Source organism: Pseudomonas proteolytica (genome assembly GCF_007858275.1).
Classification (GTDB): Bacteria; Pseudomonadota; Gammaproteobacteria; order Pseudomonadales; family Pseudomonadaceae; genus Aquipseudomonas; species Aquipseudomonas proteolytica.
The window spans coordinates 48,669-71,444 of sequence record NZ_VFEV01000009.1; the positions used below are offsets into that span (position 1 = coordinate 48,669).

Below are 22,776 nucleotides of genomic sequence, written 5' to 3' on the forward strand. Positions count from 1 at the left end.
CCCCCTGGCTGCAACGCCTGGGGGATGGCATGCGCCGCCACGCGCGGCTGATTCGCGGTATGCAATGGGCGGTGGTGCTGTTCTACGCGGGATTGCTGGTGCTACCCGCGCTGCTGCCGCTGCCCGCCAGCCAGGCGCGCTTGTTGGATAACCTGACGCTACTGGCACAGTTCCTGTTCTGGGGCGTGTGGTGGCCGTTCGTGGTGCTGTCCATCGTCGTGTTCGGCCGCGTGTGGTGCGGCGTGCTCTGCCCTGAAGGCTCGTTGAGCGAATGGGCCAGCCGCCATGGGCGCGGCCTGGGCATTCCGGGGTGGATCCGCTGGGGCGGTTGGCCCACCGTGGGTTTCTGCCTGACCACTCTCTACGGGCAATTGATCAGTGTGTACGACTACGCCCAGGCGGCCCTGCTGATCCTCGGCGGCTCGACCGTCGCCGCCGTGCTGGTGGGGCTGCTGTTTGTGCGCGGCAAACGGGTGTGGTGCCGCTACCTGTGCCCGGTCAGCGGTGTGTTCGCCCTGCTCGCGCGCCTGGCACCCGTGCATTTCCAGGTTGATGAACAACGTTGGAAAGCCAACGACGGCCCACGGCTGCCCCTGCCCAACTGCGCGCCACTGCTGGACATCCGCCGCTTGCAAGGTGCCAGCGATTGCCACGCCTGTGGCCGCTGCAGCGGGCAACGCGGCGCGGTGCAGTTGATTGCGCGCTCGTGCAATAGCGAAATCCTCCAGGCCCCACGCAAACCCGCCTTGGCCTGGGATACGCGCTTGTTGTTGTTTGGCGTGATCGGCCTGGCGATGGGCGCCTTCCAGTGGACCGTCAGCCCGTGGTTCATCACGTTCAAGCAAGCCCTGGCGCAATGGTTGGTGGAGCACGACTGGTTGTGGCCGTTGCAGGACAACGCGCCCTGGTGGCTGTTGACCCATTACCCCCAGGCCAACGACAGCTTCAGTTGGTTGGATGGGTTTTGTATCGTTGCGTACCTGGGTGCCAGCAGCCTGCTGATCGGCGGCGCATTGATGGGGCTGGTGCACCTCGCCGCACGACTGAGCGGTGAGCGTGCACGGTATTGGGCCCTGGCGCTGACCTTCACGCCCCTTGGCGGTGCAGGACTGTTCCTGGGGCTGTCGGCAACCACCGTCAAGTTGTTGCGTTATGAAGGGTTGTTGCTCGACTGGGTACAGCCGGCACGCGGCGCGCTGCTGGTTGGGGCGATGGGCTGGTGTTTGTGGCTGGGGTGGAAACAGCTGGCCGACACACCACTGGCACGACACTGCGCCGCCTGGACTTGCCTGCTACTGGGCAATGGGCTGGTGGGGTACGGCTGGTGGCTACAGTTCTGGGGTTGGAACCTCTAGGAGCCCGCTTGTCGCAGTGAGCGGGCTTATTGTGGCGAGCGGGCTTGCCCCGCGCTGGGCTGCGTAGCAGCCCCAAAACCAGCCACCTCGGTATATCTGGCAGAACGGGGTGAGGCTATTGGGGCGGCTTCGCCGCCCAGCGCGGGGCAAGCCCGCTCGCCACAATAAGCCCGCTCGCCACAATGGCCCATCTTGCGCGGTTAGACGCGGAACCTGGCAACCGTCAGGTGCAGTTCCCCAGCCATTTGCGCCAGTTCATGGCCTGCCGTATCGGTATGCCGTGCGCCGAGCAAGACTTGCTCCGACAGATTGCGAATCCCCACCAGGTTGCGGTCCACCTCCCGCGCCACCAATGCTTGCTCTTCGGTGGCGCTGGCGATCATCAGGTTGCGTTCGTTGATCTGCGAGATCGACTGGGTAATCGCTTCCAGGGCCTGGCCCGAACGCTCGGCCACGCTCAAGGTAGCCTGTACCAAATCACTGCTGCCCTGCATCGCGGTCACAGCTTGTTCGGTGTCCAGGCGGATATTGCCGATCATCTGCTCGATTTCCTGGGTCGAGGCCTGGGTGCGATGGGCCAGGGCCCGCACCTCATCGGCCACCACGGCAAACCCGCGCCCGGCATCCCCGGCCCGTGCCGCCTCGATGGCCGCGTTGAGGGCCAGCAGGTTGGTCTGGTCGGCAATACTGCGGATCACCTCCAGCACGCCGCTGATGTCCTGCACCCGCCCGGCCAGTTGCTGGATGCGCACCGAGGTGCCACTGACGCCCTCTGCCAGGGTGTTGATGGACGCGACGGTTTCTTGCACCTGATCGCGCCCCAGTTGGGCCGTCTGCGCCGATAACCGCGAAGCTTCACTGGTGCTCACTGCATTGCGCGCCACTTCATCTACCGCCGCCGTCATCTCATTGACCGCCGTGGCGGCCTGTTCGATCTCCATGCCTTGCAGTTGCAAGCTGCTGCTGGTCTGGCTGCTGACCGCGCTCAACTCCTCGGAAGAACTGGCCACGCGGTCCACCGACGTGGCGATCTGGCGCACCATTTCATTGAGGTTGTCCTGCATCTGTTGCATGTTTTTCATCACGCTGCCGTCGGCGCTGCCCGCCGTTGGCACTTCGGTAGTCAGGTCGCCCTGGGCAATCTGGCTCAATACCCGCGCGGCCTCGTCGGGCTCGCCGCCCAGGGGCCGGGTCACGCTGCGGGTGACAATCACCCCCGCCGCCACCACCAGGGCCACGCACAGCAGGAACAGCCCCAGCATGTTGCGCCGCGCCTCGCTGTACAGGGTCTGCGCTGCGCGCTCGCGCTCGGTAAAGATCTGCCCCTGCAAGGCCATCATCGCCTCCAGGCTCTTGAATACGGCCTGCTCGGCGGGTTGCACATTCTGCTTGAGCTGCGCCACACCCTCGGCATGGGCGCCCTGGCGGATAAGTGCCTGCACCTGGGTAAAGGCGCCCACATAGGCTTCGCGACGCTGCTTCAGGTCGGCATAGGCCGCCTGGCCCGCAGGTGTGTTGAACAGCGGCTCCAGTTGGGTGAAGGCATCGGTAATGCGTTGGCGGGTGGTACCAATGGCCTGTTGTGCGGCCTGGTTGTCCTCATCGATCAGCAAGTCGCGGGTATTACGGCCGTTGTCGCGCACACCGGTGGCAATCACCATGATCGGCGCGATTTTCGGCCAGTCCTGCTGCACGATCAGTTCCGATTGTTCCTTGAGGGTGCCCAGGTCGTGCAAGGCGTAGAGCTCCATGCCCGCCAGGGCCAAGGGGGCGATGGCAAAGCCGATCGCGATACGGCGAGCGGTGGTTAGTCGAGTCATGTCATAAGCTCCCTGATGAATACCTGCCCCCAGGGGGCAGCATCTTTGATAATCCGGTGGGAGTTCAATCGCCACGCTTGAAAGGGCTCCGCGAAGGGATCAACCCCGTAAAACAAATGCCGGGAACAGTGCCCGCATTTTCTCCCATAGTTCAGGCAGCAAGGCCTGTGCCGAAACGCTCGGCAATTGCTCATCGAGCATGCGCGCGGTGCGCACCAGCTGTACGGCGAAGCGCTTGACTCCCCGCTCTTGCAAACGCTGGGCCAGCAGCAGCAGGCGCTGCGGGTCGATCAGGTGCCAATGCACGGTGGTGCGGCATTCGTAGTCCACATCGCTGTGCAGCAGCAGGTCGAGGCTGCGCCAATTGGCGGTGCCGCTGCCCTTGACCTGGGTGATCAACTGGCAGTCCTCGGCCAGGGCCTTGACGTCGAAGCCAACCCAATCGGCATGGGCCAGGGCATTGGCGAACGCCGCAGGCTTGATCCCGGCACTGTGCAGGCCGATGCGAAAGCCCATCTTGCGCACTTCGTCCATGGCTGCCGGCAGGCCTTCCTGCAGGGTCGGTTCACCACCGCTGAACACCACGGCATCCAGCAGGTCCTGGCGCCGTTGCAGAAACAGCAAAACCCGGCGCCAATCCACCTCATCGCTACCGCGAGGGGGGATCAGGTCCGGGTTATGGCAGTACCGACAACGCCAGGCACAGCCCTGGCAAAACAGCACGCAGGCGAGCATGCCGGGGTAGTCGAGGGTGGTCAGGGGCACGAGGCCCCCGACCCGTAGTGCTCGACTCATTGGCGCCCGGCCGCCGCCGCACTTTCGGTAAAGTGCGCGCGCTCACGGTGCTCCGATTGTTTGCCGGGGTTAAAGGCCGAAACCGGTCGGTGGTAGCCCATGACACGGGTCCAGACTTCACAGCGTTGGCGTTGTGGCTGGGTGGTTTGCATGGTGAATCTCCTTGGGGTTGGAAAACGGTTAGCACCTTGCTCTGTAGGAGCGAGCTTGCTCGCGAAGAACGTCAACGATCACGCGTGCTGCCTGGTTAAACGCGGTGTCCTTGAGTGCTTCGCGAGCAAGCTCGCTCCTACAAGGTGGCGTTAAGGGCCAGGACCTCGTCGCACTTGGGGCAGAATTCATGTTCGCCCGCCAGGTAGCCGTGCACCGGGCAGATGGAGAACGTCGGCGTCACCGTCAGGTACGGCAGGCGGAAACGCCCCAGGGCCTTGCGCACCAGCTGCTTGCAGGCCTGGGCCGAGGAAATCTGCTCGGCCATATACAGGTGCAGCACGGTGCCGCCGGTGTATTTGCATTGCAGTTCGTCTTGCAGCTCCAGGGCTTCGAATGGGTCTTCGGTGAAGCCCACCGGCAACTGCGAAGAGTTGGTGTAATACGGCGCGCCAAAGCTGCCGGCCTGGAGGATCGCGGGGAAACGCTTGAGGTCTTCCTTGGCAAAGCGGTAGGTGGTGCCTTCGGCCGGCGTGGCCTCCAGGTTGTAGAGGTGGCCGGTGTCTTCCTGAAAGCGCAGCAACGTGGCGCGCACATGGTCCAGCACCTGCAGCGCAAACTCGCGACCGCGGGCGGTATGGGTGCCCTCCTCGTCGCCAGTGAAGTTGCGCAGCATCTCGTGCATGCCATTCAGGCCGATGGTTGAGAAGTGATTGCGCAAGGTCCCCAGGTAGCGCTTGGTGTAGGGGTACAGGCCGGCGTCCATATGGTGCTGGATCACCTTGCGCTTAACCTCCAGGCTCTCCATCGCCAGCTCCATCAGGTGGTCCAGGCGTTGCAGCAGGCCGCTGGTGTCGCCCTTGAACAGGTAGCCCAGGCGGGCGCAGTTGATCGTCACCACCCCCAATGAGCCGGTCTGCTCCGCCGAACCGAACAACCCGCCGCCACGCTTGAGCAACTCGCGCACATCCAGCTGCAAGCGGCAGCACATCGAGCGCACCTGGTTGGGCTGCATATCGGAGTTGAGGAAGTTCTGGAAGTACGGCAGGCCGTAGCGCGCGGTCATCTCGAACAGGCGGTCGGCGTTTTCGCTGTCCCACGGGAAGTCATGGGTGATGTTGTAGGTGGGGATCGGGAAGGTAAACACCCGGCCCTTGGCGTCGCCGGCCTGCATCACTTCGATATAGGCGCGGTTGATCAGCTCCATCTCCGCTTGCAGGTCACCGTAGGCAAATGGCATTTCTTCGCCGCCGATAATCGGGATCTGCTCGCGCAGGTCTTCCGGGCAGACCCAGTCGAATGTCAGGTTGGTAAACGGCGTTTGCGTGCCCCAGCGCGAGGGCACGTTGAGGTTGTAGATAAACTCCTGCACTGCCTGGCGAATCTCGGGGAACGTCAGTTGGTCCTTGCGCACAAAGGGCGCCAGGTAGGTGTCGAACGAGCTGAAAGCCTGGGCACCGGCCCACTCGTTCTGCAGGGTGCCGAGGAAGTTGACCATCTGCCCCAAGGCACTGCCCAGGTGCTTGGGCGGCCCGGCTTCGACGCGGCCGGGCACGCCATTGAGGCCTTCGTGCAGCAGCGTGCGCAGGGACCAGCCGGCGCAGTAGCCGGCGAGCATGTCCAGGTCATGGATATGCAAGTCCGCCTCGCGATGGGCCTGGCCGATCTCCTGGCTATAGACCTCGTCCAGCCAATAATTGGCGGTGACCTTGCCCGACACGTTGAGCACCAGCCCACCCAGGGAGTAACCCTGGTTGGCGTTGGCCTGCACACGCCAGTCTTCACGGTCGAGGTACTCGTTCATCGAGGTGGCGACTTCCACCAGGGTCTTGCGATCCCGGCGCAGGCGCCCGTGCTGCTCGCGATAGACGATATAGGCACGCATCGCCAAAAAGTACCCGGCGTCCATCAACACCCGCTCGACACTGTCCTGGATCTGCTCCACATCCAGGCGGGTAATCCCGCGTAGACGGGCGAGCACTGCCCCTAACAACAGATCGACTTCGGCGTCCTGATACTCACCGGTGGCGTTACCCGCGGCGATCATCGCCTGGCGGATTTTCTCGGCGTCAAAGGCTACGAGGGTGCCATCGCGCTTGTGTAGGCGGGTACTGACCAGCGGGCTTGAGGTGATCTGCATGGGGGCTCCAAAACACTACATATAGATTTAATAGTTCGTATAGACACAAGATGCAGTGATGGTACGCAGTGAAAGGTGGGTTGCAATTGATCAGGGTCAAGTTTGCGCAGAGGTATCGTCACGGGCCAGTTCACGTTCAATCTGTTCGATGCTGGGTAAGCTGGTTTGGAGTTCTGCCGGGAGGGCGCCGACCAACTGGTACTCCGCCACCCCGATGGGTCGAGCGCTGTCACGCAAGGCATATTCAGCCACTATCTTGTTTTTGCTTTTGCACAGCAGCAAACCAATGGTGGGGCTGTCTTGCGGGTGCTTGAGTTGGGCGTCCACCGCTGCGAGGTAAAAACCCAACTGCCCCAGATGCTCTGGCTTGAACTTGCCGGCCTTGAGCTCAATAGCGACGTAACAGCGCAGTTTCAGGTGATAAAACAGCAGGTCGATGAAGAACTCCTCGCCGCCCACATCCAGCAGGACCTGCTTGCCGACAAAAGCAAAGCCTGCCCCCAACTCCAGCAAAAAGTCGGTGACATGCCTGATCAGAGCGCTTTCGATCTCACGCTCCTGCGCGTCCAGGGTCAGCCCCAGAAAATCGAAACGATAGGGATCTTTCAGCGACTCGCGGGCCAAGTCCGACTGGGGCTTGGGCAGCAGGGTTTCGAAGTTGCTGACAGCATTGCCACTGCGCTCCAGCAAACGGGTCTCGATCTGCATGACCAGAATGTTGCGTGACCAGTTGTGTTCAATGGCTTGGGCGGCGTACCAGCGGCGGGTTTCGGGGCCGGGCAGTTTATCGAGCAGTGCTATTTGGTGATACCAAGGCAATTGTGCAAGCACCGCTTGCACAAACTCAGGTTCCGGCCAAGCCTCGGCAAATGCGCGCATGTACTTGAGGTTACGCGGCGAAAAACCTTTCATATCAGGAAAAGCTGAACGCAAATCCTGCGCCAGGCGCTCAATGACTTTTGCTCCCCACCCTTGCTGCGCCTGGCGGGTCAAGATGTCCTGGCCAATCTGCCAGTACAGCAGCACAAGCTCACGGTTTACTGCCAGCGATGCACGCTGCTGGGCAGAGTGAATACGGTTTTTCAGCTCCTTCAACCAGTCGCCATATCCCTCAGGAGGTGTAGTGAGGCCCTCAGCGGATCGATTCATTCCGGGTTCCTTGTCGATATTGCCCGTTGTAGAAACCAGCAATGGTAACGACGGAAAAACGCCACGCGGGCCAGCGGAATGCCCTTGATACAAAACAACGGGAACTACTGTTCGACAGGGTTCCAGCACCTCCTCACCCCCCACTCATGTTCATAAACCGCACCACCTGCACCTCGCCCTCCCCGGTAAAGTCATGGCGCAGTGGTTTACCCCGCAGCGCCTTGTGCAGCGCTTCCACCAACGGCCGGTCATCCAACGGATAGCGGCGCAGCAACGCACGAAAATCCACCGCGTTGTCCTGCCCCAGGCACAGCAGCAACTGCCCTTCCACCGTCATCCGTACCCGGTTGCAGCTGGCGCAGAAGTTGTGGGAGTTGGGCGAGATAAAGCCGATGCGCGTCTGCGAATGCCGGGCCAGGCGCACGTAACGTGCCGGGCCGCCGCTGTTTTCGGTGCTGTCGAGCAGCGAGTGATGCTCGGCAATCAAGGCCCGAACCTGCTCGCTGGAACAAAAGGATTCGCCCCGCGAGCGCCCCACATCCCCCAACGGCATCTCTTCGATAAAGCTGATATCGATGCCCTGGTCGATGGCGTACTGCACCAGCGCCGGCACTTCATCAAAGTTGCGGCCCTTCATCACCACGCAGTTGAGCTTGACCCGCTCGAACCCGGCATCCCGGGCGGCCTCGATGCCGCCCAGCACCTGGCGCAAGTCGCCGTTGCGGGTGATCGCGCGAAAACGTTCGGGGTCGAGGCTGTCGAGGCTGATATTCATGCGTTTGACCCCAGCCTCCACCAGCGGCCGCGCCAGGCGGCCCAGTTGCGAGCCGTTGCTGGTCATGACCAGTTCGCGCAAGCCGGGCAACGCGGCGATGTGGCGGCACAGCTCGACAATGCCCGGGCGGATCAGCGGCTCGCCCCCGGTCAGGCGGATCTTGCGCACACCCTGGCTGACGAACACCGTCGCCAGCCGTTGCAGCTCCTCCAGGGTCAACACCTGCTGGCGCGGCAGGAAGGTCATGTTTTTTGCCATGCAATACACACAGCGAAAATCACAACGATCAGTCACCGACAACCGCAGGTAGTCAATGGAACGGCCCACACCATCCACCAGGCTCATGTCACTGCACCAACGGCGAGTCGGCGCCCTGCAGCGCGATGCCACGTACATCGGCCGCGCCAATCAGGGTTTGCAGGTATTGCACCAGCGCCTTCTGCCACACCCCTTGCTGCAACTGGGTGCGAATCGCTGTGGCGACCGCCTCGTAGGGCAGCGGCTGGCCTTCGATGCGCTGATCGACGCAGATCACATGCCAGCCGTAGCGGCTTTCCAGGGGTTTGCTGGCCAGGCCCGGGGCCAGGGTAAACAATTGGCGCTCCAACTCTGGCACGGTCTGGCCTTTGCTCACCTGCCCCAACGAACCGCCCTGGGCCTTGGACGGGCACGCCGAGTACTTCAAGGCCAGGTCGGCAAAGCTGGCCGGTGACTCTTGCAGGCTCAACAACAACACCTCGGCCTGGGAATGCGCGACATGCCGCGCCTCGGCGTCGTCCGGCGCACACTCCAGCAAAATGTGCCGTACCGCGAGCAACGGCGCGCTGTGAAAGCGCCCGCGATTGCTTTCGAAGTAGCGCACACAGGTGGCCTCGTCACAGTCCGGCACCTTGACTTCACGCTCCAGCAACAGGCGGGTCGCTGCCTCTTCTTCGTTCTCGCCGGCGCCGACTTCCAGCAACACTCCCAGCTCACGAATCCGCTGCTGTAGCAGCTCACGGATCACCAAGGCGCGGGCGGCGAGGAACACCGCTTCCTCGCGACTCTCAGCCGGGTGATATTGCAGTTCCTGAGCCATCGCCTCGGGGGTAATCTGCACCCCGTTGACGCTGACAATCGGCCATTCCTGTTCGCTGCTGGCGATCAGTTGCGGCTCGACGGCCACCACCACTTCCGGCTCTTTGGCCGAAGAGCTGCAACCACCACCGCCGCTGCCGCCACCACATCCGCATCCTGTAGTCATGACGTTCTCCTCACTTCTGCCGCACGATTTGATAACGACGGCCCAGGTACCAGATCGGCGCACTGACCATGTGCACCAGACGGGTAAACGGGAACAGTACAAACAGGCTCAGGCCCAGCGCCACGTGCGCCTTGTAGATCAGGCTCACCGGGGCAATCGCCGCCGCTGCTTCCACCGGCCGCAGCAACACCACGTTCTGCGCCCAGTCCGCGAGCATCACCATCACCGAACCGTCCATATGCCCGGTCGACGCAACGATAGTCAGCAAACCCAGGACCAGCTGCGCCAGCAACACCAGCAAGATCAGGATGTCCGATGGGCTTGATGTGGCCCGCACCCGTGGATCAGTGAGGCGACGATTGACCAGCATCACCAGGCCCACCAGGCACAGCAAGCCGAAGAAACCACCGGAGACCATCGCCAGCAGCTGCTTGTTTTCGGTACTGATCACATGGTGGTAGATCGACGCCGGCGTCAGCAGGCCGACAAAATGCCCGGCCAGCACGAACAGCACGCCGATATGGAAGAAGTTGCTCGCCACACGCATGCCACGGTTATTGAGCATCTGGCTGGAGCCGGCCTTCCAGGTGTACTGCGACAGGTCAAACCGCGCCCAACTGCCCAACAGGCAGATGGCCAGGGCGACATACGGATACACGCCAAATACCAGCAAATTCCACTTAGACATTACCCACCTCCTTGGCTGGCACGGCGGCCAGCCCTTCGTGCTGAAAATCCACCCAGTGCAACGGCACCGCACTTTCTTCGCGGGCCTTGCCCGGCGCGCTGGGCATGGCGCTGCAACGGTCCTGCTGCTCGGCCTGCATAAAGTCCACGGCCTCCTCTTCCCAGACTTTGTCCAGGGCTTCGAGGGAGTCGTCGCGCACTTCGGCGGCAACCTGGGCGCGCAACTCGGCAATCGCCTGGTGCGGCTCGGCGCCGCTGATCTGCAACAGCGCACGGAAGCAACTGGCATAGGCGCTTTCGCGCTCGTCCAGGCGCGCCGCCAGCAAGGCCAGCAGGTGCGCCACATCCGCCAGGCCCTCGCGGGCCTCGATGTCTTCGCGGGTGGACAGAAACTCCAGGTACAACGGGATGTAGTCCGGCAGCTCCTTGACGCCGATGGCGAACCCGGCCTCCTGGTACTGGGCCATCATGTCGACCATGGCCTGGCCGCGATCGCGCGACTCGCCATGCACGTGTTCGAACAACAGCAGCGACAGCGAGCGACCGCGGCCAAACAACGCACCGTAGTGCTCCTGGCCATCCATCAGGTCATTGCTGCAGATCAGCTCCAACAGCTCGAACAACGCACCACGCTGCTTGGGGCTGATTTCCCGCGATTCGAGAATCGCCTGCTCCAGTTCATCGCGGCCGTTCACCAGGGTTTCGGTGGGATAGTCCAGCAGCAACGAGATCACTTTAAGAATGCGCATGGCTCAGTCCTCCCAGATCTGTACGGTTTTCAGCACGTCGCGGCGGTTGGCCTTCTTCGCCCCGAACATATTGGTGTCGGAGCTGCCACTGCAGCCGCTGCCAAAGCTGAAACCACAACCGGAACGCTCGGCAAACGCATCGCTCATCGCGTCTTCACGGTGGGCGCTGGGCACTACAAAACGGTCTTCGTAGTTGGCAATCGCCAGGTAGCGGTACATCTCTTCCACCTGGGCAACGCTCAGGTCGACGTCGGCCAGCACTTGCAGGTCCTCCACACCGTCCACTTGCTGTGAGCGCTTGAAGGCGCGCATGGCCAGCAGGCGTTTAAGCGCACGCTTGACCGGCTTTTCGTCACCGGCAGTCAGCATATTGGCCAGGTAGCGCAGCGGGATGCGCAGGCTGTCGACATCCGGGATCACCCCGTTCATGCCCACGGTGCCAGCAGCGGCGGCGTTCTGGATCGGCGACAGCGGCGGCACGTACCAGACCATCGGCAAGGTGCGGTATTCCGGGTGCAGCGGCAGCGCCAGCTTCCAGTCCACGGCCATTTTGTACACCGGCGAACGCTGGGCCGAGTCGATCACCGACTGCGGTACACCATCGGCCAGGGCCTGGCGGATCACCGCCGGGTCATTGGGGTCGAGGAAGATTTCCAGCTGCTTCTCGTACAGGTCGTGCTCGTTGGCGGTGCTCGCCACTTCGCTGATGCGGTCGGCGTCATACAGCAACACGCCGAGGTAGCGGATCCGCCCGACGCAGGTTTCCGCGCAGACGGTGGGCATGCCCGCTTCGATCCGTGGGTAGCAGAAGATGCACTTCTCGGATTTGCCGCTTTTCCAGTTGAAGTAGATTTTCTTGTACGGGCAGCCGCTGATGCACATGCGCCAGCCGCGGCATTTTTCCTGGTCGATCAGGACGATGCCGTCCTCTTCACGCTTGTAGATCGCGCCGCTGGGGCACGATGCCGCGCACGCCGGGTTCAGGCAGTGCTCGCACAGGCGCGGCAGGTACATCATGAAGGTGTTTTCGTACTCGCCATAAATGTCGGCCTGGATCTGGTCGAAGTTCTTGTCCTTGCGGCGCTTGGCGAACTCGGTGCCGAGGATTTCTTCCCAGTTGGGGCCCCACTCGATTTTCTCCATGCGCTTGCCCGACACCACCGAACGCGGGCGCGCAGTGGGTTGGTGCTCGCCCAGGGGCGCGGTGTGCAGGTGCTGGTAGTCGAAGTCGAACGGCTCGTAGTAGTCGTCCAGGCTCGGCAGGTCCGGGTTGGCGAAGATGTTCGCCAACACGCGGAACTTGCCGCCGATACGTGGGTTGATCGAGCCGTTGGCGTTACGGATCCAGCCGCCCTTCCACTTGTCCTGGTTTTCCCACTCCTTGGGGTAGCCGATGCCCGGCTTGGATTCAACGTTGTTGAACCAGGCGTATTCCATGCCTTCGCGGCTGGTCCAGACGTTTTTGCAGGTGATGGAGCAGGTGTGGCAGCCGATGCACTTGTCCAGGTTCAGGACCATGCCGATTTGTGAGCGAATCTTCATCTCAGTTCTCCTCGATATCGGTCGGCAATGGACGCGGCAGATCATCACCGCTGGAACCATCGAGCCAATCGACCTTGACCATCTTGCGCACCACCACGAATTCATCGCGGTTGCAGCCGACTGTGCCGTAATAGTTGAAACCGTAGGCCTGCTGGGCATAGCCGCCGATCATGTGGGTCGGCTTGAGCACCACGCGGGTCACCGAGTTGTGGTGGCCGCCACGGGTCTTGGTGGTTTCCGAACCCGGTACGTTCACGATGCGTTCCTGGGCGTGGTACATCATCACCATGCCCTCCTTGACCCGCTGGCTGACCACCGCACGGGCGGTCAGGGCGCCGTTGACGTTGAAGCACTCGATCCAGTCGTTGTCCTCGATCCCGGCGCGCTTGGCGTCGATTTCCGAGAGCCACACAATCGGGCCGCCACGGCTGAGGGTGAGCATCAGCAGGTTGTCGCTGTAGGTGCTGTGGATCCCCCACTTCTGGTGCGGAGTGATCCAGTTCAGGACGATTTCGGTCTCGCCATTGCTGCGTTTGCCCTTCACCCCTTCGATGGTGCGGGTGTTGACCGGTGGCCGGTAGCTCATCAATTGCTCGCCGAACGCCTGCATCCACGGGTGATCCTGGTAGAACTGCTGGCGGCCGGTGATGGTGCGCCATGGGATGTTTTCATGGACGTTGGTGTAGCCGGCGTTGTAGCTCACGTGCTCATCTTCCAGGCCCGACCAGGTGGGGCTGGAGATGATCTTGCGCGGCTGCGCCTGGATATCGCGGAAGCGGATCGCTTCGTGGGCCTTGGAAATCGCCAGGTGGCTGTGGTCGATGCCGGTGAATTCCGACAGCGCGGCCCAGGCTTTCAAGGCGACCTTGCCGTTGGTTTCCGGGGCCAGGGACAGGATCACTTCGGCGGCGTCGATGGCGGTGTCGATCTTTGGCCGGCCATGGCTGATGCCCGCATCGCCTTCGTGGTGATTGAGTTCGCCAAGGAACTGGACTTCCTCATCGGTATTCCAGTTGATGCCCTTGCCGCCGTTGCCGAGTTTTTCCAGCATCGGGCCCAGGGACGAGAACTGCTTGTAGATGTTCGGGTAATCGCGCTCCACCACCGCCATGTTTGGCGCGTTCTTGCCCGGTACCGGCGCCACACCGGCGCTTTTCCAGTCGGTGCCGCCAAACGGCTGGGCCAGTTCGCCGACGCTGTCATGCATCAACGGCACGGTGACCAGGTCTTGTTCCACGCCCAAGTGGCCGACCGACATGGCCGAGAACGCCTTGGCGATACCTTTGTAGATTTCCCAGTCCGAACGCGACTCCCACGCAGGATCGATCGCCGCCGACAGCGGGTGAATGAACGGGTGCATGTCCGAGGTGTTCATGTCGTCTTTTTCGTACCAGGTTGCGGTCGGCAACACGATGTCGGAATAGACGCAGGTGGAGGACATGCGGAAGTCCAGGGTGGTCACCAGGTCCAGCTTGCCGATGGCGCCGTCTTCGACCCACTCGGCCTCGGTCGGCTTGCATTCGGTGCTGTGGCCGATGTCTTCGTTCATCACCCCGTTCTTGGTGCCCAGCAGGTACTTGAGCATGTACTCATGGCCCTTGCCCGACGAACCGAGCAGGTTGGAACGCCAGATAAACATGTTGCGCGGGAAGTTCACCGGGCTGTCCGGCTGCTCGCAGGCAAAGCGCAAGCTGCCGTCCTGCCAGGACTTGACCACGTAGTCTTTCGGGTCCATGCCAGCGGCCGCCGCGTCGCGGCAGATATGCAGCGGGTTGGTATTGAGTTGTGGCGCGCTGGGCAACCAGCCGGCGCGTTCGGCGCGGATGTTGTAGTCCAGGGCATGCTCGGGGAACTGCGACTTGTCAGCCAGCGGCGAGAGGATGTCGTGCATGCTCATCTTCTCGTGGCGCCATTGCGAGCTGTGGCCATAGAAGAAGCTGGTGCCGTTCATTTGGCGTGGCGGACGGTTCCAGTCCAAACCAAAGGCCAGGGGCAGCCAGCCGCATTGCGGGCGCAGTTTTTCCTGGCCCACATAGTGCGCCCAACCGCCACCGGTCTGGCCGACGCAACCGCAGAGCATGAGCATATTGATCAGCCCGCGGTAGTTCATGTCCATGTGGTACCAGTGGTTCATCGCCGCGCCGACGATGATCATCGAGCGACCACGGGTCTTGTCGGCGTTGTCGGCAAACTCGCGGGCGATCTGGATCGCCTTCTCACGGCTGACGCCGGTGATTGCTTCCTGCCATGCCGGTGTACCCGGCACGCTGGCGTCGTTGTAGTCCTTGGCCACATTGCTGCCGCCCAGGCCACGGTCGATGGCCAGGTTGGCGGCGGACAGGTCGAACACCGTCGCCACTTTGGCCACCGTGCCATCAGCCAGGGTCACGCTGTGCACCGGCACCCGGCGGAACTGCACGGCATCGCCGGCCACGTGCTGAAAGTAGTCGTGGGCTTCACCGGCAAAATACGGGAACGCCACTTCGGCGACGTCATCGCCGATCAGGCTCAGTTTCAGGTCGATCTCGCGGCCTTCACCGCCTTCTTTGGCGAGGATGTTCCACTTGCCCTTCTCGCCCCAGCGATAGCCGATGGCGCCTTGTGGCGAGACCAGTTCGCCGCTCTCGTCGAGGGCGATGGTTTTCCATTCCGGGTTGTTGTCCTGGCCCAGATTGTCGACCAGGTCCGACGCGCGCAAAAAGCGGTCGGGCTGGAAGCCTGCGCCCGGGGCAAAGCCGGTCATGGGCTTGAGCATCACCAACACGGGCAAGTCGGTGTAGCGCTTGGCATAGTCGGTGAAGTACGCGCTGGGCTTGTCCAGGTGAAATTCTTTGAAGATCACATGGTTGAACGCCTGGGCCAACGCGGCGTCAGTGCCCTGCTTAGGGTTGAGCCACAGGTCGGTAAGCTTGGCCACTTCCGAATAGTCGGGGGTGATGGCCACGGTCTTGGTGCCCTTGTAGCGCACCTCGGTGAAGAAGTGCGCGTCTGGGGTACGGGTCTGCGGGACGTTGGAGCCCCAGGCAATGATGTAGTTGGAGTTGTACCAGTCGGCCGATTCCGGCACGTCGGTCTGCTCGCCCCAGACCATCGGCGAGGCCGGTGGCAGGTCGCAGTACCAGTCGTAGAAACTCAGGCACACGCCGCCAATCAACGACAGGTAACGGGAACCGGCGGCATAGCTGACCATGGACATGGCCGGGATCGGCGAGAAGCCGACGATGCGGTCCGGGCCATATTGCTTGATGGTGTAGACGTTGGACGCCGCGATGATCTCGTTGACTTCATCCCAGTTGGAACGGATGAAGCCGCCCATGCCGCGCTTGCTTTTATAGGAGTCGGCCTTGACCTTGTCCTCGACAATGCTCGCCCAGGCCTCGACTGGCGACAGGGTCAGGCGCGCCTCACGCCACAGTTTGAGCAATGGCTTGCGGATCTTCGGATACTTCAGGCGGTTGGCGCTGTAGATGTACCAGCTGTAGCTCGCGCCACGGGGGCAGCCGCGCGGCTCATGGTTGGGCAAGTCGTTGCGGGTGCGCGGGTAGTCCGTCTGCTGGGTTTCCCAGGTGATCAGGCCGTTCTTCACGTAGATCTTCCACGAGCACGAGCCGGTGCAGTTCACCCCGTGGGTGGAACGCACGATCTTGTCGTACTGCCAGCGCGAACGGTAGACGTTCTCCCAGTCGCGGGACTCTTTGCGGGTCTCGCCGTGACCTTCGGAGAATTCGTCTTGCTTGCGATTGAAGAACCGCAGTTGATCGAGTAAATGACTCATGGTGCTTTCCTCTCAGGCTTGCTGCGGGGTTCTGTGCCCCGCCCACGCAAGGTGTGAATTGGGGGTCGACTCAGCAGGGGGTCTCGGCGCCTTTGCGCGCATACCACCACCAGGTCACGACAATGCAGCTCAGGTAGAAGCCGACGAACATGTAGAAGGCCAATGCCGGGCTGCCGGTGTAGGCCATGGACGAGCCAAAGGTCTTGGGAATGAAGAACGCACCGAAGGCGCCCATGGCCGAACTGAAGCCCAGCACGGCTGCCGATTCCTTGGTCGCATCCTTGAGGGCTTGCTCACGCACGGCGGCAGGTTTGCCGGCGCTGGCTTTTTCATGCTGGGTGCGGAAGATCACCGGGATCATGCGGAAGGTGGAGCCGTTGCCGATGCCAGTGGTGATGAACAGCAGCATGAACAGGCCAAGGAAGCCGTAGAAGCTGCCGCCCTGGCCGTGCAGTGGCAGAAAGTGCAGGACGCCAAACACCATCACGATCATCAGCACGAAGTTCCACAGGGTCACCCGCGCACCGCCCAGTTTGTCTGCCAGCCAGCCGCCCAGTGGGCGTACCAGGGCGCCTACCAGCGGGCCGAGGAATGCGAATTTCAAAGCGTTGACGTCCGGGAACGAAGTCTTGATCAGCATCGGGAAGGCGGCCGAGAAGCCGATGAAGGAACCGAAAGTCGCCAGGTACAACCAGCACATCAGCCAGTTGTGCTTGCGCTTGAAGATCACCGCCTGCTCGCTGAACGAAGCACGGGCGCTGGACAGGTCGTTCATGCCGAACCAGGCAAACAGGGTCACGGTGATAATGAACGGCACCCAGATAAAGCCAGCGTTCTGCAGCCACAACTGGCTGCCGTCTTCCAGGGTCTGCGGCTGACCACCGAGCAGGCCGAACACACCAAAGGTGATCACCAGCGGCACGCAGAACTGCATCACCGACACGCCGAGGTTACCCAGGCCGGCGTTCAGGCCCAGGGCCGTGCCTTGCTGGGACTTGGGGTAGAAGAAGCTGATGTTGGACATGCTCGAGGCGAAGTTGCCGCCGCCGAAACCGCACAGCAGCGCGATCAGCACAAATACGCTGTAGGAGGTGCTGGGGTCCTGCACCGCAAAGCCCATCCACAACGAGGGGATCAGCAGCGACGCGGTGCTCAGGGCGGTCCAGCGGCGGCCACCGAAGATCGGCACCATGAACGAATAGAACACGCGCAAGGTGGCACCGGACAGGCCCGGCAAGGCGGCCAGCCAGAACAGCTGATCGGTGGTGAAGCTAAAGCCGATGGCGTTCAGGCGCACGATCACCGTGCTCCATACCATCCATACAGCGAAGGCCAACAGCAGCGCCGGGATCGAGATCCACAGGTTGCGGGTCGCGGTCTGTTTGCCGCTGGCGCCCCAGAATGCAGGGTCTTCGGGGCGCCAGTCGTGGATCACCGGACCCGAATTGGGCTTTTGCGCGATAGTCATGCGGATTCTCCTTGGAGAGGCTGGGCCACCGCTTTACCGAGCAGCGGTTGCTTGCGGATTTCACTGAAGTACATCCAGGTCAGGGAGACCCAGACCACGCCGTACATCAACATGAAGCAGGAAGAGCGCACGCCGGTGAGGTCCACCAGGGCGCCGAACATGATCGGCAGCACGAAGCCACCCAGGCCCCCGGCCAGGCCGACGATGCCGGACACCGCGCCCATGTTTTGCGGGTAGTCATTGGCGATGTACTTGAACACCGAGGCCTTGCCGAAGGCGAAGGCGATGCCCATCACAAACAGCAGGATGGTGAAGACGGTGGCGTTGAGGCCGATATGGAAATCCAGCGGGCCGTTGACGGTCTGCACCTGCAATTGGGTCTGCGGGTAGCTGAGCAGGAACAGGCAGATCCAGCTCACCCACAACACCCACCAGGTCACGCTTTGTGCGCCCCAGCGGTCGGACATCCAGCCGCCTACGGCGCGCAGCACCCCACCCGGCAGGGAAAAACACGCGGCCAGCAGCGCGGCGCTTTGCAGGCTGAAGCCGTATTCCTGCACGTAGTACTTGGTCGCCCACAGCGCCAGGGCCACGTAGCCACCGAACACAATCGAGTAGTACTGGCAGTAGCGCCACACGGCCGGGTCCTTGAGGCACAGCAACTGCTCACGAAAGGTCGCGCCACTGGCATTGCGGTGGGCCTTGTTTTCGCTGGTGAGGAACCAGAACAGCAGCGCGGTGATAAACAGGATCGCGCTGAACACCTTCGGCACCAGGTGCCAGGTACCCAGGGCGATCAGGGCCGGCGCAAGAAACTTGGTCACCGCCGCCCCGGCATTGCCGGCACCGAACACGCCCATGGCAAAGCCCTGGTTGTCCTTGTCGAACCATTTGGCGACATAAGCGATGCCCACCGAGAACGAGCCGCCCGCCAAGCCGACAAACAGCCCCAGCACCAGGAATTGCCAGAAGGCGGTGGCATAGGTGATCAGGTACAGCGGCAGCACGCAGGTGAGCATCAGTACAAAGAACACGATGCGCCCGCCGAAGCGGTCCGTCAGCAGGCCCAGGGGCAGGCGCACCAGGGAGCCGGTCAACACGGGGGTGGCGGCCAGCAGGCCGAACTGGGTTTCGTTGAGTTGCAGCAGCTCTTTGATCGGCACGCCAAGGACGGCGAACATCATCCAGACCATAAAGCACACGGTGAAGGCCAGCGTACTCATGCCCAGCACCAGGCCTTGTCTTACACGGGGTTGAGTCACGGTTTGCGCTCCCAGAAGTGATTCCATGAGCGCAGGTTAGGGGCGACGTCCTCGCAGAACTTGACCCAGATCAACGTCCGCCTGGGGGGTATTGGCCTATGCTTGCCCCATCTACCTCCAAGGAGGTAGGCCAAATAACAAGAGAAAGTCTTTATTTATCAATGGATTGGTCTCTTGTGCCGGCTTTTTCCCGTGGGAGGGTTCGCCGGCAACTCTTTAGAGGTAGTGCGCCAGGGATTGCAGAATTCAATGCTGTTTTCCTTGCCAGGTGCCGCCATGCTGCTGTTCTTCCTCCTTCGATTACGCCGTGATGTTTAACTGGCTGCGCAGCTCCCTGCCCGCGCGGGCCGGTGTCGCGGTGATCCTGATTGCGATCCTGGCCCTGGCCAGTTCCCTGAGCGCCGGGCTGATCGCCTGGTTCAGCCAGGGCGACGGCGCGGCCATCAACACCGCAGGCTCGGTGCGCATGGAGACCTACCACCTGAGCTGGAAACTCGCCGACCATGCCCCCGCCGACGAGATCCAGGCCATCACCCAAAGCCTGCAACGGCGCCTGGACAGCCAATCGTTGAAAGCAGTGCTGGAAGACGGCCCCCAGAGCGCCCTGCAACAGAGCTACCAGCAGATCCAGCAACACTGGAACCTGGAGCTGCGCCCGGCCATCGAGCGTGGCGACGGCGCCCTGTTCCGCGAACGCGCACCGGCCTTTGTCGAGCAACTGAACCAGTTCGTCAGCCTGTTGCAGCAGCAGAGCGAGCACAAACAAGGCTGGCAACAGCTGATCCAGGGCCTGGCGCTGTTCAGCACCCTGATCATCCTGCTGCTGGGGCTGTATGAATTGCAGTACGGCGTGGTCACGCCCCTGAAGGAGTTGGTGGACGCGACCCGACGCTTTCGTGAGGGTGACTACACGGCGCGGGTCAATCACCGCTCCCAAGACGAGCTTGGCCAGTTGGCCCTGAGCTTCAACACCCTGGCCGAAACCATCGAGCAGTCCCACCGCACCCTGGAAAGCCAGGTGCAGCACAAGACCCTCAACCTGCAACAAGCCAACGCCGCCCTCGAGTTGCTCTACGAGAGCAGCCGCAGCCTGGCCACGCGCCTGGCCAACGCCGAAGGCCTCGACGAATTGATCCGGCGCTTCCAGAAGCGCCTGCCGGGCCTGCGCCTGTCGCTGTGCCTGCAAGGGCACTTCCTCGCCCCGGCACAGCAGATGCTCGCGCTGCATGGTGAAAACAGCCGCAACGTCTGCGCCATTGGCGACTGCGCCACCTGCGAACGGCATCACGTGGCCCCGCCCCAGGTGTTCAGCATCAGCAACCAGGGCGCAGAGTTGGGCGAACTCAAGGCGCATTTCGTCGACGGGCATGCGCCCCAGGACTGGGAAAAACAGCTGATCCAGGCGCTGGCCAACCTGATTGGCACCTCGCTGTCCCTCAAGCGCCAGCGTGAACAGGACCACCGCCTGTTACTGCTGGATGAACGCACGATCATCGCCCGTGAGCTGCATGACTCCCTGGCGCAAGCGCTGTCGTATATGAAGCTGCAAGTCAGCCGCATGCAGACCCTGCTGCGCCGTGACGAACCCAAGGCCACCCTGGAAACCGTCACCGGCGAACTGCGCGAAGGCCTGAACAACGCCTATCGGCAACTGCGTGAGTTGCTGACCACCTTCCGCCTGCAAATCCACGATGCCGGGCTGGTCCAGGAGCTCAAAGACACCGCCGAGGAGTTCTCGCGCCGTGGCGAATTCCAAGTACACCTGCATGTGGACGCCCTGGCCTTCCAACTCTCAGCCAGTGAACAGATCCACCTGTTGCAGGTGACCCGTGAAGCCTTGTCCAACTGCCTGCGCCACGCCCATGCCGAGAACGCCTGGCTGCAACTGCGCCAGCACGGCGAAACCGTGAGCTTGAGCATTGAAGACGACGGCCGCGGCTTCAGCGAGCCGGTGGACCAACGCGAACACCACGGCCTGAACATCATGGATGAACGCGCCCGCAGCCTGCACGGCCAACTGGATATTTCTGCCCGCGAGCCCCAAGGCACACGGGTACATTTGCTGTTTCGCCCGGAATTCCTCGGGCAATCTTTACAACAAGGTAGCCTGTCATGAACACCCCACACCGCCACGGCATCCTGCTCGTCGACGACCACCCGATGATGCGCCACGGCATGCGCCAGATGCTCGAACTGGAAGATGACCTGCACGTGGTGGGCGAAGCCGGCAATGGCGAGGAAGCCCTGGGGCTGATCGAATCGTTGCAACCGGACCTGGTGTTGCTGGACAACAACATGCCGCAAATGAACGGCCTGGAAACCCTGCGCCGCCTGCGCGCCATGGCCTATAGCGGCAAGGTCTTGCTGTTTACTGTGTCCGATGCCGAAGACGACATCCGCGACGCCCTGCGCCTGGATGCCAACGGTTATCTGCTCAAGGACATGGAGCCGGAACTGCTGATCCAGTACATCCGCGATGCCCTGCACGGCGCCCTGGTGATCAGCCCTGGCCTGACGCGCGTGCTGGCCCAGGCCCTGCGCTCACCCCAACCCCATGCCGCGGTTGAACTGACCGAGCGCGAGCGGCAGGTGTTGAAGACCATCGCCGGGGGTTACAGCAATAAGGTGATCGGGCACAAGCTGGGGATTACCGAGGGCACGGTGAAGGTGCATGTGAAGAATCTGCTGCACAAACTGGGGTTGCGCTCGCGGGTGGAGGCTGCGGTGTGGGCGATGGAGCATTTGCGCCAGGCTGGGTAGGGTTTTGTGGGAGCTGGCGTGCCTGCGAGGGTCGTTAGCGATGACGTTGGGTAACTGACACCCCGAGGTGTTCTTGCTGGCGTGATCGCAGCATAGGCATCTACACAACTTCAGAAACTGACGATCTCCCCTGTGGCGAGCGGGCTGTTGTGGCAAAATTGTGTAGATACCTATGGTGATCGCAGGCAAGCCTGCCCCAATTACAGGGGAATGCAGCTGCGCGCTCTGGCGTTGCATTACCGCACTTTCACCGTCAACGCCCCCACACTCGCCAAAACAATAACCGTCCCCACAATCACCATCATCGAAGGTTGCTGCGCCAATATCACCCATGCCATCACCATCGCCACCGGCGGTATGAGATAAAGCGCGATCGCTGCCCGACTGACCTGGCTATGCGTCAATACATAAGCCCAGGCCAGGTAGGCCAGCGCACTGGGAAAGATGCCCAGCACCAGCACTGCCAGGTTCACCCGCACCGGAGCCTGGGCCACTTCCTCCGGTAATCCGGGCAGATACACCAGCAGCAACGCCGTACCTGACCAGAGGGTGAAACACACCATTGTCAGTCCGTCATAACGCTGTGAATAACGCTTTTGCAGGGCGAAATACAGGCTCCAGGACGCCGCTGCCAGCAGGATCAACACGCCATGCCCATCCAGTTCGCCCAAGCCGCGATCCCCCACCGCCACGACTCCGGCACCGAGCAGGCCGCCGAGGACACAACCCCACTGCCAGGCGCCGAGCCGCTCCTTGAACAACGTGCTGGCGAGCAATGCGCTGAACAGTGGCGTCGATTGCGCCAGGACGCTGGCGGCGCCGGCACTCACACCGCGCTGGCCGTAGTTGAGGGCGATGTGGTGCAGCGTCACCGCAAACAATCCCAACACCGCAAACAAAGGCAAATCCCGGACCCGGGGCCGTGCAATACCCTTGCACCAGGCCACCCCGGCCATAAACACCGAAGCAATCAAAAAGCGCAGCACAGCCAGATTGTCGGGCGCATAGGCCTGCAGCGCGATATGGATGCCGACAGGCGAATACGCCCAGCAGAGGATGACGAAGAGGGTCGCCAGGACAACTTTTGCGTGGGGCATGAGCATTCT

17 protein-coding genes are annotated in these 22,776 nt (G+C 62.2%); 3 read left to right on the plus strand and 14 right to left on the minus strand.

What is annotated here, in order from left to right; translation table 11 throughout:
• Nucleotides 1-29: 29 nt before the first annotated feature.
• Nucleotides 30-1,355, plus strand: coding sequence for a 4Fe-4S binding protein (locus tag FIV38_RS08550; protein WP_092237478.1), 1,326 nt, complete (start codon nucleotides 30-32; stop codon nucleotides 1,353-1,355).
• A 200-nt stretch (nucleotides 1,356-1,555) separates the two neighbouring features.
• Here FIV38_RS08550 and FIV38_RS08560 read toward each other — a convergent pair whose 3' ends face one another.
• The 13 genes from FIV38_RS08560 to FIV38_RS08620 form a co-directional block, all read right to left on the minus strand.
• Nucleotides 1,556-3,175: a methyl-accepting chemotaxis protein gene (locus tag FIV38_RS08560; RefSeq protein ID WP_092237012.1), complete on the minus strand. Its 1,620-nt coding sequence runs from the start codon at nucleotides 3,173-3,175 to the stop codon at nucleotides 1,556-1,558.
• 99 nt (nucleotides 3,176-3,274) lie between these two features.
• Nucleotides 3,275-3,970, minus strand: a complete 696-nt coding sequence (locus FIV38_RS08565; RefSeq protein ID WP_092237015.1) for an anaerobic ribonucleoside-triphosphate reductase activating protein — start codon at nucleotides 3,968-3,970, stop codon at nucleotides 3,275-3,277.
• On the minus strand, nucleotides 3,967-4,122 hold the full coding sequence (nrdD, locus tag FIV38_RS08570; RefSeq protein ID WP_029291331.1) for an anaerobic ribonucleoside-triphosphate reductase: 156 nt from the start codon (nucleotides 4,120-4,122) through the stop codon (nucleotides 3,967-3,969). Before nrdD ends, FIV38_RS08565 begins: the two co-directional genes overlap by 4 nt.
• Nucleotides 4,123-4,259: 137 nt before the next feature.
• Nucleotides 4,260-6,260: a ribonucleoside triphosphate reductase gene (locus FIV38_RS08575; protein ID WP_092237018.1), complete on the minus strand. Its 2,001-nt coding sequence runs from the start codon at nucleotides 6,258-6,260 to the stop codon at nucleotides 4,260-4,262.
• A 96-nt stretch (nucleotides 6,261-6,356) separates the two neighbouring features.
• Nucleotides 6,357-7,409, minus strand: a complete 1,053-nt coding sequence (locus tag FIV38_RS08580; RefSeq protein WP_092237021.1) for a PDDEXK nuclease domain-containing protein — start codon at nucleotides 7,407-7,409, stop codon at nucleotides 6,357-6,359.
• Between the two features lie 133 nt (nucleotides 7,410-7,542).
• Complete coding sequence (gene moaA, locus FIV38_RS08585) at nucleotides 7,543-8,529, minus strand: GTP 3',8-cyclase MoaA (protein WP_092237024.1); 987 nt, start codon at nucleotides 8,527-8,529, stop codon at nucleotides 7,543-7,545.
• 1 nt (nucleotide 8,530) lies between these two features.
• Nucleotides 8,531-9,427 carry a peptidylprolyl isomerase gene (locus FIV38_RS08590; protein WP_092237027.1) on the minus strand — a complete coding sequence of 299 codons (897 nt, stop codon included), beginning with the start codon at nucleotides 9,425-9,427 and terminating at the stop codon, nucleotides 8,531-8,533.
• Nucleotides 9,428-9,437: 10 nt separating this feature from the next.
• Complete coding sequence (gene narI, locus FIV38_RS08595) at nucleotides 9,438-10,115, minus strand: respiratory nitrate reductase subunit gamma (RefSeq protein WP_029291319.1); 678 nt, start codon at nucleotides 10,113-10,115, stop codon at nucleotides 9,438-9,440.
• Nucleotides 10,108-10,863, minus strand: a complete 756-nt coding sequence (narJ, locus tag FIV38_RS08600; protein WP_029291318.1) for a nitrate reductase molybdenum cofactor assembly chaperone — start codon at nucleotides 10,861-10,863, stop codon at nucleotides 10,108-10,110. Before narJ ends, narI begins: the two co-directional genes overlap by 8 nt.
• 3 nt (nucleotides 10,864-10,866) lie before the next feature.
• Nucleotides 10,867-12,405: a nitrate reductase subunit beta gene (gene narH / locus FIV38_RS08605; protein WP_029291316.1), complete on the minus strand. Its 1,539-nt coding sequence runs from the start codon at nucleotides 12,403-12,405 to the stop codon at nucleotides 10,867-10,869.
• A gap of 1 nt (nucleotide 12,406) precedes the next feature.
• On the minus strand, nucleotides 12,407-16,180 hold the full coding sequence (locus FIV38_RS08610) for a nitrate reductase subunit alpha (protein ID WP_092237030.1): 3,774 nt from the start codon (nucleotides 16,178-16,180) through the stop codon (nucleotides 12,407-12,409).
• 70 nt (nucleotides 16,181-16,250) lie between these two features.
• Entirely contained in the window at nucleotides 16,251-17,648 is a 1,398-nt protein-coding gene (locus FIV38_RS08615) for a NarK family nitrate/nitrite MFS transporter (RefSeq protein ID WP_092237033.1), read from the minus strand.
• Nucleotides 17,645-18,910, minus strand: coding sequence for an MFS transporter (locus tag FIV38_RS08620; RefSeq protein WP_050492699.1), 1,266 nt, complete (start codon nucleotides 18,908-18,910; stop codon nucleotides 17,645-17,647). The genes FIV38_RS08615 and FIV38_RS08620 overlap by 4 nt, the downstream gene beginning before the upstream one ends.
• A 310-nt stretch (nucleotides 18,911-19,220) precedes the next feature.
• Between FIV38_RS08620 and FIV38_RS08625 the strand changes: the two genes are divergently transcribed.
• Entirely contained in the window at nucleotides 19,221-21,026 is a 1,806-nt protein-coding gene (locus tag FIV38_RS08625; RefSeq protein WP_092237037.1) for a HAMP domain-containing protein, read from the plus strand.
• A complete protein-coding gene (gene narL / locus FIV38_RS08630; protein ID WP_092237040.1) occupies nucleotides 21,023-21,670 on the plus strand; it encodes a two-component system response regulator NarL in 648 nt (215 codons plus the stop codon). The genes FIV38_RS08625 and narL overlap by 4 nt, the downstream gene beginning before the upstream one ends.
• Before the next feature lie 236 nt (nucleotides 21,671-21,906).
• On the opposite strand, the gene FIV38_RS08635 is transcribed toward narL, so the two are convergent.
• Nucleotides 21,907-22,767: a DMT family transporter gene (locus tag FIV38_RS08635; RefSeq protein WP_235861051.1), complete on the minus strand. Its 861-nt coding sequence runs from the start codon at nucleotides 22,765-22,767 to the stop codon at nucleotides 21,907-21,909.
• Nucleotides 22,768-22,776: the final 9 nt, after the last annotated feature.

Coding starts and splice junctions, on each gene's coding strand:
- FIV38_RS08550 (WP_092237478.1), top strand. CDS start 30: ATGCGCCGCCACGCGCGGCTGATTCGCGGTATGCAATGGGCGGTGGTG.
- FIV38_RS08560 (WP_092237012.1), bottom strand. CDS start 3,175: ATGACTCGACTAACCACCGCTCGCCGTATCGCGATCGGCTTTGCCATC.
- FIV38_RS08565 (WP_092237015.1), bottom strand. CDS start 3,970: ATGAGTCGAGCACTACGGGTCGGGGGCCTCGTGCCCCTGACCACCCTC.
- nrdD (WP_029291331.1), bottom strand. CDS start 4,122: ATGCAAACCACCCAGCCACAACGCCAACGCTGTGAAGTCTGGACCCGT.
- FIV38_RS08575 (WP_092237018.1), bottom strand. CDS start 6,260: ATGCAGATCACCTCAAGCCCGCTGGTCAGTACCCGCCTACACAAGCGC.
- FIV38_RS08580 (WP_092237021.1), bottom strand. CDS start 7,409: ATGAATCGATCCGCTGAGGGCCTCACTACACCTCCTGAGGGATATGGC.
- moaA (WP_092237024.1), bottom strand. CDS start 8,529: ATGAGCCTGGTGGATGGTGTGGGCCGTTCCATTGACTACCTGCGGTTG.
- FIV38_RS08590 (WP_092237027.1), bottom strand. CDS start 9,427: ATGACTACAGGATGCGGATGTGGTGGCGGCAGCGGCGGTGGTGGTTGC.
- narI (WP_029291319.1), bottom strand. CDS start 10,115: ATGTCTAAGTGGAATTTGCTGGTATTTGGCGTGTATCCGTATGTCGCC.
- narJ (WP_029291318.1), bottom strand. CDS start 10,863: ATGCGCATTCTTAAAGTGATCTCGTTGCTGCTGGACTATCCCACCGAA.
- narH (WP_029291316.1), bottom strand. CDS start 12,405: ATGAAGATTCGCTCACAAATCGGCATGGTCCTGAACCTGGACAAGTGC.
- FIV38_RS08610 (WP_092237030.1), bottom strand. CDS start 16,180: ATGAGTCATTTACTCGATCAACTGCGGTTCTTCAATCGCAAGCAAGAC.
- FIV38_RS08615 (WP_092237033.1), bottom strand. CDS start 17,648: ATGACTATCGCGCAAAAGCCCAATTCGGGTCCGGTGATCCACGACTGG.
- FIV38_RS08625 (WP_092237037.1), top strand. CDS start 19,221: ATGTTTAACTGGCTGCGCAGCTCCCTGCCCGCGCGGGCCGGTGTCGCG.
- narL (WP_092237040.1), top strand. CDS start 21,023: ATGAACACCCCACACCGCCACGGCATCCTGCTCGTCGACGACCACCCG.
- FIV38_RS08635 (WP_235861051.1), bottom strand. CDS start 22,767: ATGCCCCACGCAAAAGTTGTCCTGGCGACCCTCTTCGTCATCCTCTGC.